The organism is Vibrio hepatarius, assembly GCF_011806575.1.
GTDB classification, from domain to species: domain Bacteria; phylum Pseudomonadota; class Gammaproteobacteria; order Enterobacterales; family Vibrionaceae; genus Vibrio; species Vibrio hepatarius_A.
The window spans coordinates 136,595-149,294 of record NZ_JAATOO010000006.1 but is presented as its reverse complement, the minus strand read 5'-3'; the positions used below and the strand labels follow the sequence as shown (position 1 = coordinate 149,294).

Genomic DNA, 12,700 nt, shown 5'->3' with positions numbered 1-12,700 from the left:
ATTTGTAAAAAATTCTGCAATGCCATCTGACTAAGTACCACTTAAACGAATATTACTGGTGAGCTTTTTTGCATTCTTAGATTCATACATTCGTGCATCTGCCAGCAACAATAGCTCCTCTGGATCCGTACCATCTAGTGGAAAGAAAGCAGCGCCAATGCTGACACTCACAGGCTCTAATGTATCAAAGCTTTTGGCAATTTCATTTATGTTGTCTTCAAAACGCTGCACAATTCGGTCAGCAAGCCCCTCACTGTTTACTGATTCAATCACAGCAACAAATTCATCGCCGCCTACTCTCGCCAGCATGTCCTTTTCTCGCATCTCTTTGCTTAACTTATCTGCAATATCGGTCAACATTTTGTCACCAGATGCGTGACCTAAAGAGTCATTCAATACTTTGAAGTTATCGAGGTCGAAATAGATGATAGTAAAAAAGTCGTCACCATCCCGCCCTTTACGCGACTTTCTTTCTAACAAAGTATCGAGTGCACGTCGGTTATATAGCCCCGTTAACGGATCTTTGTTAACGAGATCCGCCAGCAGCTCTTGCTCGGCAATCATCTCGGAAATATCGCTAAAAACACAAATATAGTTGGTCACTTCTCCACATTGATTTTTAAGCACATCGATAGTGACTAGCACAGGAAATGCTTCACCAGTTTTCTTGCGATTCCAGATTCGACCACGCCAGTGTTCTTGTTCTGAAAGGGTTTTCCACAGCTCTAGATAAAAGTCTTTGGAGTGTTTACCAGAAGAGAGTTTTGACGGCATTTCACCGATGATTTCCTGCTTAGAATAGCCCGTTAAGACTTCAAACGCTGGATTCACATCGATAATACGTATTTGTGCATCGGTGATGAGTATGCCTTGAGTAGTGGCCGATACCGCCGCAGAAAGCAGCCGAATCTGCTCGTTTTGGTTTCGCTCTTCGGTAACGTCATGCAAATATCCATGCCAAATGGTGTCGCCGTTAACTAGTCTCTGGGGAGTTGACTTTCCTTCTAGCCAAATTTCACCTTTTAACGGGTGAATAACCCGAAATGTTTGATGCCATTCAGACATCTGCTCTTTTGACTCTTCAATGCTAGTTTGTATTCTTTCCAGATCGTCAGGGTGCACCGCTTCCATTGCAAAGTTAGCATCTTGTAATACTTGTTCAGCTGAACATCCATAGATTTCCGCTACTTTCTTGGTCGCAAAAGGAAAATAGAAGGTCCCGTCTTCACGTAAAACGTATTGGTATACAAAGCCTGGTAAATTATCAGTCAGTAACTCGAGTTGGGTTTTAAGTTCTGTTATTTGTTTTTCTTTGTTCCACAGGTCTGTCACATCAACATGCACGCCAAACATCCATAAAGGTTTGTTGTTGTCGTCCCGAATGAGCACTTTACCTTTATCAAGCACTTTCACCCAATGACCTTGTTTGTGTCGCATTCGTGCTTCACAAACATATTGCTCAGTCTCGCCTGAAAAGTGTTGATTAAGTTTGAATTCTGAGTTTTTTAAATCATCTGGGTGTACATATTTCAACCAAGTATCTATTGAAATAGGCGTTAATTCATCAAGAGAATAACCAATAATATCGGCCCAAGCCTCATTGAATATCGTCTCACCCGTTTGAACATTCCATACCCAAGTGCCAATACTGCTGCCCTCTAGTATTAAGTTCGATATGTATGAGCCCCAACGATATCCCTTATTTAGATATGACATTGATTGCTTATCACCGTAAAAGCTAAGATTAAATTAATATTAGCACTGGCTTATTCAAACGCTAACTAAGCCTAAAGGGTTATAACCAAACGGTGATCGGGGACACGTTACTTTGATACCAATTACATGAAACATAAGAAGTTAATAGCAACTAAAATAGAGAAACCAAACTAAAAAGCCAGAGTATGAATACTCTGGCTTGTAAATAATTAGTTTAAATTATTCATCTACGTCCGGCGTATATTCCAATATATCCCCCGGTTGGCAATCAAGATGTTTACAAATCGCTTCTAGCGTTGCGAGTTTGACTGCCTTAGCTCGACCATTCTTTAATATCGACAGGTTTTGTTCGGTGATCCCGATGAGTTTTGCCAGTTCATTAGAACGCATTTTTCTCTTAGCTAGCATCACATCGAGATTAACTATAATTGCCATGCTCGCCCCACTTAAATGGTCAATTCGTTTTCTTCGTTAAGTTGATTTGCTCTATCCATCACGACGGCAATGAACCTAACGATGAAGCCAATGATCATCATCGTAATATCTACATCATCGACATTGAAAAAGAACTCCCAGTACCCGTCACTGTATGACAGCACCAATGTCAGCAGTATATCTGCAATAGCACCGACAAACGGTGTTGCGATCAGTAAGTAACTGAGTTTCTTGTAACACTGAGTATTCTGATGGTCGAAGATCAACCCTTTTTCGTAGAGACGGAACAGAATAATCAATTGCCACAATAGCGCCATCGTCAAAAATGTGTTCAACATACTTGGGATAAAACCAACCAATGAACGCGTAACTGACATGGGTAATGCTACCTCTACAGGGAATGAGGCTTCAAACCACGATGCATCGAACAATGTCGCACCAAACCAGAAAGCGGTATTGAGAACGGCGACAAATATAAGCGAGAACCAAAACAAGACAAGTAACTTGCGACTGAACTGGCTAATGGAGTTTTGAGACATATTAAAACCTTTTTGCTTTTTGATGAGCTTATCCTAACCATGACAAACTCAACTTTCAATAAAAAATTATCGTTTTACGATAACTTTTTATTGATTTAATAGTCGAGAGAGGATAATTTATCCGCCGTTGACCCATTACCTATCTACTGTTGAGGTTGTTATGACGTTGAATCGTTTGTTTGTCTTATCTATCTGCTCTGTTCTCTCTGCTGCCAGCTTTGCCAATAGCTACAGCTATGACGACATCTATTCTGCGCAGGTAAATCCCTACAGCTTTGAGTATGAGCAAAACAATGATTGGTACGCGCCGGATGACTGTTTGAGCAAGCCACATTATGGCGCTGATAAAAACCGTGACTTCGTAACACCTAATGGCAGTAAATGTTACGTAAGAAAAATTCCGAAAGCCGATGCGCAGACTTACTTAAGATCCGATGCGGATGGAAGCTTTGGTGCAGGTTTTATCTGGAATTTCGAGGACTAATCGCTAATCACGACAGGCATCGTGAATGAAGTGTTGACGTATCCGCTAGGAAACAGAATTTAAAAAGCCAGATCTAAGATCTGGCTTTTTATCATTTCACACTTTACGTTGCAAAAACGTGATTACATAAAGTGCGTCGCACAAATCTTGTTGCCGTGAGGATCGCGCAAGTAAGCCAAATACATACGATGCTCACCTGATTGACGTACGCCCGGTGGGTTCTCAATACTGGTGCCACCATTTGCTACGCCCGCAGCATGCCATGCATCCACCACTTCTGGACTTGTTGCTGCAAAGCCGATAGTCATACCGTTACCATGGGTTGCGGACTCACCGTTAATCGGCTTAGTAAGCGCAAAAACTCCCGTATCAGTAAAGTAGATGCAACGCCCATGATCGTCGATGATTCCCTCTTTATGACCCAGCACTTCCATCAGCGCATCGTAAAACTTTTTTGATAGCTCTACGTCATTAGAACCCAGCATTACATGACTAAACATTGACTATTCCTCGTTAAGTAAATACTCGAACAATGTAAACGACGAGTAACATAGAAGTCTAGGCTCGCAGCGCAAATAGATTTGCTATGCGTCAACTAGGGTTTACGTGCTCATGATATTGTCCACCCATTCGCAGGGAGCTACTTTGCTTAACAACATCCTACTCAACTCGAACGCACTTTCCTGTCTCCGTGTAATACATGGCCTACAAAATCACAATTATAGTTTAAAAACAAACACTTGCATTATCTCAAGCTTCTTTAGATATTTGACTGATAGCCTATGCCGCGTAAGCTCTGGAGCAACTAAACCAAGTACCAACGAGAAGATAAATGTTCAATGCACCTTTTGATTCTGACAAGCAAAATAACAACAATATCTACACCGACTGGCTATATCAAACACCGCGTGACGTTCGATTATTGATGGCTATCGTTTATGTTGAAACCATGTCTGGTGATATCCAGAAACTCGATAAACTACCAACACACCTACACGAGTCTTTAGACGTCATACACCGTATTAAAGGCGGCGCTGGTCAAATTGGTTTGCGTTATATCGAACAGTTATCGATTGAGACAGAAACGTTAGGTAAAGCACACTCATCAGCGTACGTATCCAGCTTGGTAAACTTAATCCAATCAATCAAAGAAAGTATTGAGACTGTCGAAGCTTGGATCGACAACGAACAAGCGGCACTCGTCTCGGTCGCTTAAGAAAACCTGCCGAAACATGTAAGAACTTTCTGTTTTTCAGACTGTTATGTCTCCGTTAATTTCACTTCTGGTACTATCCGCGCGGAGGTTTTAGTCATGAAATTTGATATTAAACAGAGCAAAGTTCTGGTCGCAGACGACTCTCGATTGGTTACAAGCAGCGTTACCACCATTTTACGCCAGGTTGGTTTCGACAAAATCTATTACGCATATAAGCCGTTTGACGCCATTTACCAATGCCGTCAAATTGAGTTCGACTTAATTATTTGTGACTACAACTTCCAAACGCAATTGAACGGTTTTCAACTGCTTGAGGAACTCAAATATTCGAAGACCCTTAGTCCGCACACCGTATTCATGTTTTTAACTGGTGAGAACGAGCAAAAGACCGTTCGATCGATAGTTGACTCGTCCCCCGATGACTATCTCCTTAAGCCATTTCGAAAACCGTTCTTCATGCGTCGCCTTAAATCCACGCTAAAACGTAAGTCTGCTCTGTTGCCCATCTACGAAAAGCTCTACGATTTTGATTACACAGGCGTTGTTTCGAGATGCGATGACTTACTGCCCTTTCATCCAGAGTACTCTAAGCTTATCCGTCGCTACCGAGCGTATGCTCTGGTGCAAAATAGGCAGTTTGCGCTCGCTGCTACTGATTACGAATACCTACTTGCAGAGACCAACGCAGACTGGTGTAGAACAGCACTAGCAAACACATTGATTGAAACAGGCCAGATCGATCGTGCTCATGAAATCTTAAGTCGCGTTAACAACAAACAAGATAACCCTTATTATCACGATGAAATGTCAAATATTGCGGCCATCAACGAAGACTTACCGAAAGCCATCGAACATCTAAAGCTGTCGACGATGCTTTTAGATGCTGGTGCAGAGCGTGAGCTCGTTGTAACGAATCTATCGCTTGCCACTGCGTCTTACGACGATGCGGTAACTTACATTAAGCGTTACTACGATAAGAACCAGAACACTTTTCGTGGCGGAATTTTTACTAAACTCAATTACGTACGCTGTTACTTGTACCGTGCAATGAACAACGCGACAGCCGCGTCGTTCGAAAATTTATTGTTTGGTCTTAATCCAATGATTCTCGAACTACAAAAGAGTGGAAACCTTCAGGTACAATCGAAATTAGTTACCGCGCATATTGCAGCAATCAGAGGCGATCTAAACACCACTGTTAGAGAAATCAAACATGTTCTGTCGAAACATTCCCTCGACCATTTTTACGACCTTTACCACTTGTGTATCTTACTGGAGCACTGCTCGTTCTTAAACGAAGTCACCTCTTTACTACCCAAGATGCGTAGAACTATCGCCAGTTCTCAACACCCAAGTATCTTTCGTAGCCAAATCCATATGCTTAAGAGTCTTGAGACGCGTTTACAACAACCACAGCTACAAGTTGCCGAGATCCGTAAGGACATTTTGCCTCTAAAAGCTATTTCTAAATCTGCGATCAGTACCCATTTAGATCGCTACATTCGGTTGCATGAGCTATTACCAAATTCAAAAAAAATATGCCTGCGATTATTCGCTTAGCATCACAAAGCCCTTTTGAATACAAAGGTAAGTTTGAGGTTTATCGTAAGATTGATGCTTGTGATCGAGTGATAAAAAGCCTGTGTGATAGCGATGAACTCAGACACCTAAACTACTTGCAGATATACAAACACGCCAAAGATAATATTCGAGTCGTCGCTTAGCAGGCTGTCGTGGATAAATTCGTTTGAATGGTAAAAAAGGTACAGTGCTTGAAATCACGATAACCAGCGACAGTACCTTAGCAAATAACATCGGCGCTAACGCCTACCTAAGCAGCAAGTCAGTCCCTTTGCTTTTTCGCCTCGTACAGTGATTCATCTGCACGAATAATGACATCTTTCAGCGATTCGCCCTCTCCGCTGCTTGCGATACCAACACTGACGCTAAGCTCAGTATCGATATTCGCTAAACGTCGTTTACTTACCGCACGTTTAAGCTTTTCAGCGAGCATAGTGGCATTACTTGTGCTGCAACCTGAAAGTACTGCAACAAACTCATCCCCCCCCGTACGGACTAGATAGTCTGAGCTTCTAAACACTTTGCGCATAGATTCAGCTATCATAACGATCACTTCGTCACCCACGTGATGTCCGTAAGTGTCATTAATCCGTTTAATCCGGTTGCCGTCAATCGCCAATACCGTATATGGCGCTGACTTCAATACACGGATAAACGTCTCATCTTTGAACACTTTACGATTATAGAGTTTGGTCAACTCGTCCTTTTTCGCGTTAAACAGAGCTGTCGTCAGTTGGTTTTTACTTTTCTTCGATTCTTCAGATTTGATGTAATACGCCAAAATCGCGACAAATAGAACGATATAAACAAAGAAGTAATCCACCACCAGCTTCATAAACGGATACTGATAAGTGATCAGGTTTGTGTTGTCTACGGCGTATGACTTAGAGTAAGAAAACATATCAAACAGGTAATTGCGATGGTAAATAATACTGTTCTTGTAGCCACCTTCTAGCTCGATTCGTACATCTCGTCCCTGTTCATACAAACCAGTAAAGGTTTGCATAATGCCAAATTCTCCCACCAATTTGCCTTGGTAGTAGACGGGACTAAGTACCAAATAGTACTTCTTATCATGGGTATCATTTTCAAATGGGTAAGAGATTAGAACTTTGTCCTTTAGCTGCTCTCGCCAAGCAAGCGCCGTACAGCTTTGATGCTGCTTACACCACTCGTCACTGAAAAGCTTGTTTGAAAACTCATTCGCCTCAAAACCGTGTTCAAATATGTATTTGTTATTTGTGTATGAGCGGTAATACAACACGACGTTTTCGATGGCAAACACCGTAGATAAGTAAATAGAAGTCTCATGCATGACCTTTCTAGCTACTGTTTCGAAATAGTCCATTTGCGAGTCATCATTCAGACTGTACACGCTATCATCGAAAGATAACTCCATCGTTTTTTCAATCTCATCGATAGAATTATCTTTAAACCTCTCCATTTCCGACTCAGTTAATAAACTGAGCATAATGACTTTCTGTTTTGTTCCATCGATATTATGTTTATAAATATGAAATTGCTTCAGCTCATTAGAAATAACATAAAATCCGGCTGAAACAAGAAACATCAAAAACAAAAGTGTCGAAAAGAACAGCGATATATAAACACTCTTTAGTCTCATATTATTTCAACTCTAAGTAGTTGTGACTCGTGCGAGCTCCATAATGTTATTGACGTTGTATTTGTCCAATACACGGCGCTTATAAGTACTGACCGTTTTGTCGCTAATATTAAGTACGTTGGCGATTTCTCGGTTTGTCTTACCTTGAAGCAAGTGTTTCATAACCGCGCTTTCACGACTCGACAGCTCAGCTAGCGGTTTAGAGTCTGTGGTTGTATGTTTGAATTTAAAGAATGAATAGCCTTTCGCAACCGCTTCTATCGCATCTTTCAATATTGAGTAGTTTTCAGATTTGCATACATAGCCATCAGCCCCCAAGCGAAAGGCCATTTGGCTGTATAGATGACTGCTTTCTCCGGAGAAGAAGATAACTTTCCCTTCATAACCGTGCGAGATAATGCGACGGTAAAAATCGTATCCGTCGCAGTCTTGTAAGTTGATATCTAAAATAATTAAACCAACATTCTCTGATTTAATGATTTCTAATGCTGACTTCGAGGAGGTCGCGGTATGTACACCATTTACCACTCCTAAACTTTCTACTAATGATTTGATTGCGACACACACAAGCGGGTGATCGTCAAATATAAGGCACGAAAAATTAGACATATTTTTTCTCTTTATTTAATACAGTGATTGCTTCTAATGGCATTGGCTTGTCAATAAAATAACCTTGAGCTAGGTTTATTCCGTATTCGTCCAACAATAAAAATGTCTCTTCGTCTTCAACTCCTTCTGCAACTATTGAGATATTTAAACTCTTCGCGAGCCCGCATATAGAACGGACGATATTTTTTTCTTTTTGCTTTGTGATGATCCCTTGAATAAACGAACGATCAATCTTAAGTTCGTTAAACGGCAACTGAGACAGTTTTTCTAACGACGATGATCCGGTGCCAAAATCATCGATAGACACACTAACCCCATTCAATCTCAACTTGAGGAGGTTTTTGTACAGATTCACGTTGCTCGAGTAGCTTTCGCGTTCTGTAATCTCAATCGTGAACGTTTTAGGATCGATACTGTTTTCATAACAGCGCGTTAAGAAGCGCTCAGAAAACAAGGCATCTTCTAGGTTGTCTTGTGCGACATTCAACGAAATCGAATGCTTTACGCCATGCAACTTAATATCTTGGATAGCATTATCAAATACAGTATCAAACAACTCAGGCGCCAAACCACATTTCTCAACAATAGGCAAAAATACATACGGCAACAGTAAGCCGTAAATTGGATGCATCCAACGCGCTAAAGCCTCATATCCAACAAGTGCTCCACTCTTTGTATCCACAATAGGTTGATAGTAGTTTTTCACTCGGCCTTCAGCCAAAGCGACCAGAAACTCCTGTTCGTCTACTTCAACCGGTTTATGGAAAAACGTTTTTGCTTGGTGCTTCTCGCGCACGCATGCAATCAACTTCTCGATGTCTTCTTCAAAATATGGTTTCGCTAATTTGCCAATGACGTTGAAAGTAAAAGAACGGCACATAGAAGTGAGAGAAGAAATGATGGTGTCGTCCATTGCACTGACTAGTACGACTGACCCTGAGTAGCCGTGCTTATTTAGCAGCAACATCATATCAATACCGTCTTTACCTGGCATTTGTAAGTCACAAAAGATGATGTTGTAGGTGTTACCTTCTAGCGAGCGTAACGCGTCGGGAACGTTGCCAAAGGTCTCGGTGTTGACACCCTTATTCGCCAGATATTGTTTAATAATTGTTTGGTGTATTGGATGGTCATCAACCACCATTGCCTTGAGTTTACTGTTCATAAGCTTCTATCCAAAATTCAACATGTTCGATCTCCTGCTCGATACTATTTATTAGTCCTGTTACGTGGCTTTCGAAATCATCATCCGAGCTCTGTTCTGCTCTAATGCACATTGCAGCGATCGCTGATACGCCCACCGCACCCAGTGCGCCCTTAATACCGTGAATAATTTTTCTTGTCTCGCAAGCGCGATTACTCTGCTTAAGCTGTTCCAGATCCGCTTTCATCGAATCGATAAATACTCTCGCAACTTCCAACGCCTCTGCGCCACTAAAACGTTCAAGCCACGTCGGCGAACGTTTTTCAGCAGGCTGTTCAGTGTAATACCTCAACAGCATGGCTTTTAATTCAGTCAAACCATAAGGTTTGTAAAGCACATCCGTGATTCCGCTGACACCAATTTTCTTACTCGCCAAACGAACGTCTTCTGCAGTCACACCAATGACCGGCAAGTCGCACAAGTATTCATGCAATTGCATACGACTTGCTAGATCATAACCATCCATTTCTGGCATATGAAAGTCTGTCAGAACTAAACATACGCTGCTGTCAGCTTGCAGATATTCCCAAGCCTCTTGTCCTGTACTCACGATCACAGGCGTGATACCAAATTGCTGCAGCTGCATGCGAATAACGCTTTGGTTAATTGGATTGTCTTCTGCGACGAGCAGTGTGCCTTGCTTCCAGTTAATCTCTTCTTCATCAACACAATCTTCGAGCGTGCACTTTTCTTTGTCGAAGAGCGTAAACAGTGCATCTGGATACTTAGCATCTTTGGCAGTGATCATCGGTTCATCGTGCAGTGCTAAGCCAGCAAACGTGCCTTGCTCGTCATTGAACGGCGTCACATCGGCGTGCAGATTGTCGAGTTGCATTTGCCATGTTTCACACCATTTACGTATCGACGCTGGAAGCGTCGGTGCATAGGTTTGTGTAAAACGAGTCGTCTCTTGCTTTTCACAGACTTCTATTGGCAGTGTAACTTTTATCGTTGTGCCGAGGTCAATCTGCGAATCAAGAACTAGCTCTCCTCTCATACATTTAACCAAGCGGTCAACAATACTTAGCCCAAGACCTGTACCACCATATTTGCGCGTAATTGAATCGTCTGCCTGAACAAAAGGCTTAAATATGCTATCGAGCTGGCTTTCTGTCATACCGATACCAGTATCAATAACTTTGACGACCAAACTCGATTCTGACACCGCCACATGAACAGCAATTTCACCTTCAGCGGTGAATTTAACCGCATTGGAGAGTAAGTTGGTGAGAATTTGTGTCAGGCGTACAGCATCGACCATCACCCAACGTTTGGCGAATGGTCTAATAACCAAACGATAATCTAAATGCTTGCTTTCTGCTTTTGCTTCGAAACTGCGAAGAACATCGCTTACTAACGGCAACCAATCGGTACGCTGTGGATTGATCTTTAGCATGCCTGCGTCCAATTTGGAGTAATCCAGTACTTCATCAACCAGCATGTTTAAGTGATTTAGCGAACGAATAGCTTGGCTAACTAAGCCTTTGTTGGATTCTTCTTCAAGTTGCCCGTCAAGAAGGTCCAATAAACCATGAACCGCAGAAAGCGGCGTTCTTAGCTCGTGACTCATAGTCGCAAGGAACTTTTCGCGTGCATGAACCGCACTCTGCGCCTCTAGCTGCGCATCGATCAGCTCTTGCTCACGTGTTTTTTGCTGTTCGATATCTTGTAACATCGTTAATACAAAACGCTTGTTGCTGCTTGGCGCAGAAATAACTTTACGTTCTCGGTAAACGTAGGAGACTCCTAGTCCACAGTCTTGAGATGGCGTGCTCTCCGCAATGTTATTTCCTTTGAGAACAGCGTTGAGTTCATCTGGGTTATCCACCAATAGCACATCACTTTCAGAGGCTCTAATCTGGCAACCTTTGCAATCCCCGCTCAAGAACATTGCGCAGTTGCTCATCTTAAGCTCGTTGTCTTCACCATGAATAAAAACCAAACTATTGATTTCTTGAATTATTTCTGTCAGCCACTTACGTTCTTTCTCTTCATTATCAGCGGTTACTTGCGCCAAATTCACTTTTAACCGTAGATGGGCTAACACGAAGTAACCGACAGCGAGAAGCACCAAGAAAACAGTAGCGACAACACCAATCATCTTAGTAACATCTTGGTCGCCATACCCATAAATCAGGTTAAAGTTACGGTACGCGCGGCTAAGCTTTTCGATCTCTTTAGCATCGATCGTGACAATGATGCTATCGAGTATATCTTTGAGCTTGGTATTGTTTTTAGACACCGCAAAGGCAACTGAAAATGTCAGGTTATCTTTTTCGCTAATGTGCAGACCTTCAGCGTTGTCGCGGACAAGCAAACTATGAACAATATCATCCGGTAAATAAGCAACGTCGATTTCGCCAGCTTTTAGATCTGTCAGTAGGTTTTTCAAGTCATCGTAACGAGCAAACTCATCTTCATGCCAAGACTCTAGATGGATCATTCCTTGCTTTTTTAAGCTGGCTAGGATGCCGCTCTTAGTATTTTTTGCCAGCGCACTAGTAATCCTATTTGCTTTAATCGCAAGATAGTTTGTCTGCATAAATGGTCTCGTGAGCAACCAATCTGACGACAATGTCTTATTGAGGTATGCCACAGGAACCAAATCAGCCTGAAACGCAGTTAGCCCACTGCCGATGCTATTCTTGGGTTTGACGTACTCAAACTTTAAGCCAGTCCTAGCTTGAATAAGATCCAAAAAGTCCGGCAGAAAACCTTCCAGTTTATTACTGTTGTGATTGCGAAATAGGAATGGGTTGGCGTCTTCACTGGTACTGTAAGTGATCGAACTATCACTGAAATCGCTACGACGATAATCAAGTAGCAACTTATCGTTAATATGATATGGATTCTTTGACGCTACTGAGCGTACATTTTGCCCTGTCTTTTCCCACTCTAGAATTTTATTGATGTCATCGATCAGAAACTTCTTATCTTTTGACGTGATAAAACTGACATCTTCTTCTTTTAGCCAATCAGGAACATCAACCGCACCACGAACAATATCGTTGTCGTCAAGGTATTTGTTGATCATTACGTAGGTAGAAATAAGAGCGTTAGCTCGCCCACTTGCTACCGTTTCGAATGCTTCAGCTTGAGTGCTAGCAAAATAGATATTATTTAAGCCTTGTTTAACCAGTGTCTGGCAATAAACACTGCCTTCAACACATACCCAACTAAGGCTAGAAGGAGAAACCGTTTTGTAGTTGCTGTTGCGATACCAAACTGCGATTGTGCTTGAAAAGAAGGGTTCTGAGAACAGGAAACGCTCTAAACGCTCAGGAGTTTTACT

11 protein-coding genes are annotated in these 12,700 nt (G+C 42.0%); 3 read left to right on the top strand and 8 right to left on the bottom strand.

What is annotated here, in order from left to right:
• Window positions 1–30: 30 nt before the first annotated feature.
• From HCZ42_RS06535 to HCZ42_RS06525, 3 genes are all read right to left on the bottom strand, one after another.
• Window positions 31–1,716, bottom strand: coding sequence for a sensor domain-containing diguanylate cyclase (locus HCZ42_RS06535; RefSeq protein WP_167419925.1), 1,686 nt, complete (start codon window positions 1,714–1,716; stop codon window positions 31–33).
• A gap of 219 nt (window positions 1,717–1,935) precedes the next feature.
• Entirely contained in the window at window positions 1,936–2,151 is a 216-nt protein-coding gene (locus HCZ42_RS06530) for a helix-turn-helix domain-containing protein (RefSeq protein WP_053407556.1), read from the bottom strand.
• A gap of 11 nt (window positions 2,152–2,162) precedes the next feature.
• Window positions 2,163–2,690, bottom strand: coding sequence for a DUF2975 domain-containing protein (locus HCZ42_RS06525; protein WP_167419924.1), 528 nt, complete (start codon window positions 2,688–2,690; stop codon window positions 2,163–2,165).
• A 160-nt stretch (window positions 2,691–2,850) separates the two neighbouring features.
• Here HCZ42_RS06525 and HCZ42_RS06520 point away from each other — a divergent pair, with 160 nt between their 5' ends.
• On the top strand, window positions 2,851–3,174 hold the full coding sequence (locus HCZ42_RS06520; protein ID WP_167419923.1) for a hypothetical protein: 324 nt from the start codon (window positions 2,851–2,853) through the stop codon (window positions 3,172–3,174).
• Between the two features lie 122 nt (window positions 3,175–3,296).
• On the opposite strand, the gene HCZ42_RS06515 is transcribed toward HCZ42_RS06520, so the two are convergent.
• A complete protein-coding gene (locus HCZ42_RS06515) occupies window positions 3,297–3,674 on the bottom strand; it encodes a VOC family protein (protein WP_167419922.1) in 378 nt (125 codons plus the stop codon).
• 332 nt (window positions 3,675–4,006) lie between these two features.
• Here HCZ42_RS06515 and HCZ42_RS06510 point away from each other — a divergent pair, with 332 nt between their 5' ends.
• On the top strand, window positions 4,007–4,390 hold the full coding sequence (locus HCZ42_RS06510) for an Hpt domain-containing protein (protein ID WP_167419921.1): 384 nt from the start codon (window positions 4,007–4,009) through the stop codon (window positions 4,388–4,390).
• A gap of 96 nt (window positions 4,391–4,486) precedes the next feature.
• On the top strand, window positions 4,487–5,950 hold the full coding sequence (locus HCZ42_RS06505) for a response regulator (RefSeq protein WP_254868901.1): 1,464 nt from the start codon (window positions 4,487–4,489) through the stop codon (window positions 5,948–5,950).
• A 283-nt stretch (window positions 5,951–6,233) separates the two neighbouring features.
• Here the strand turns inward: HCZ42_RS06505 and HCZ42_RS06500 are convergent, their stop codons facing one another.
• The 4 genes from HCZ42_RS06500 to HCZ42_RS06485 all read right to left on the bottom strand — a co-directional run bounded on the left by HCZ42_RS06500 (window position 6,234) and on the right by HCZ42_RS06485 (window position 12,442).
• Window positions 6,234–7,442, bottom strand: a complete 1,209-nt coding sequence (locus HCZ42_RS06500) for a GGDEF domain-containing protein (protein ID WP_368484168.1) — start codon at window positions 7,440–7,442, stop codon at window positions 6,234–6,236.
• A gap of 165 nt (window positions 7,443–7,607) precedes the next feature.
• Entirely contained in the window at window positions 7,608–8,204 is a 597-nt protein-coding gene (locus HCZ42_RS06495; protein WP_167419919.1) for a response regulator transcription factor, read from the bottom strand.
• Window positions 8,197–9,369 (bottom strand): EAL domain-containing response regulator, encoded by a 1,173-nt coding sequence (locus HCZ42_RS06490; protein ID WP_167419918.1) that lies wholly within the window; start codon window positions 9,367–9,369, stop codon window positions 8,197–8,199. Before HCZ42_RS06490 ends, HCZ42_RS06495 begins: the two co-directional genes overlap by 8 nt.
• Window positions 9,359–12,442 (bottom strand): ATP-binding protein, encoded by a 3,084-nt coding sequence (locus HCZ42_RS06485; protein WP_439848987.1) that lies wholly within the window; start codon window positions 12,440–12,442, stop codon window positions 9,359–9,361. The genes HCZ42_RS06490 and HCZ42_RS06485 overlap by 11 nt, the downstream gene beginning before the upstream one ends.
• Window positions 12,443–12,700: the final 258 nt, after the last annotated feature.

Coding starts and splice junctions, on each gene's coding strand:
- HCZ42_RS06535 (WP_167419925.1), bottom strand. CDS start 1,716: ATGTCATATCTAAATAAGGGATATCGTTGGGGCTCATACATATCGAAC.
- HCZ42_RS06530 (WP_053407556.1), bottom strand. CDS start 2,151: ATGGCAATTATAGTTAATCTCGATGTGATGCTAGCTAAGAGAAAAATG.
- HCZ42_RS06525 (WP_167419924.1), bottom strand. CDS start 2,690: ATGTCTCAAAACTCCATTAGCCAGTTCAGTCGCAAGTTACTTGTCTTG.
- HCZ42_RS06520 (WP_167419923.1), top strand. CDS start 2,851: ATGACGTTGAATCGTTTGTTTGTCTTATCTATCTGCTCTGTTCTCTCT.
- HCZ42_RS06515 (WP_167419922.1), bottom strand. CDS start 3,674: ATGTTTAGTCATGTAATGCTGGGTTCTAATGACGTAGAGCTATCAAAA.
- HCZ42_RS06510 (WP_167419921.1), top strand. CDS start 4,007: ATGTTCAATGCACCTTTTGATTCTGACAAGCAAAATAACAACAATATC.
- HCZ42_RS06505 (WP_254868901.1), top strand. CDS start 4,487: ATGAAATTTGATATTAAACAGAGCAAAGTTCTGGTCGCAGACGACTCT.
- HCZ42_RS06500 (WP_368484168.1), bottom strand. CDS start 7,442: ATGCTCAGTTTATTAACTGAGTCGGAAATGGAGAGGTTTAAAGATAAT.
- HCZ42_RS06495 (WP_167419919.1), bottom strand. CDS start 8,204: ATGTCTAATTTTTCGTGCCTTATATTTGACGATCACCCGCTTGTGTGT.
- HCZ42_RS06490 (WP_167419918.1), bottom strand. CDS start 9,369: ATGAACAGTAAACTCAAGGCAATGGTGGTTGATGACCATCCAATACAC.
- HCZ42_RS06485 (WP_439848987.1), bottom strand. CDS start 12,442: ATGATCAACAAATACCTTGACGACAACGATATTGTTCGTGGTGCGGTT.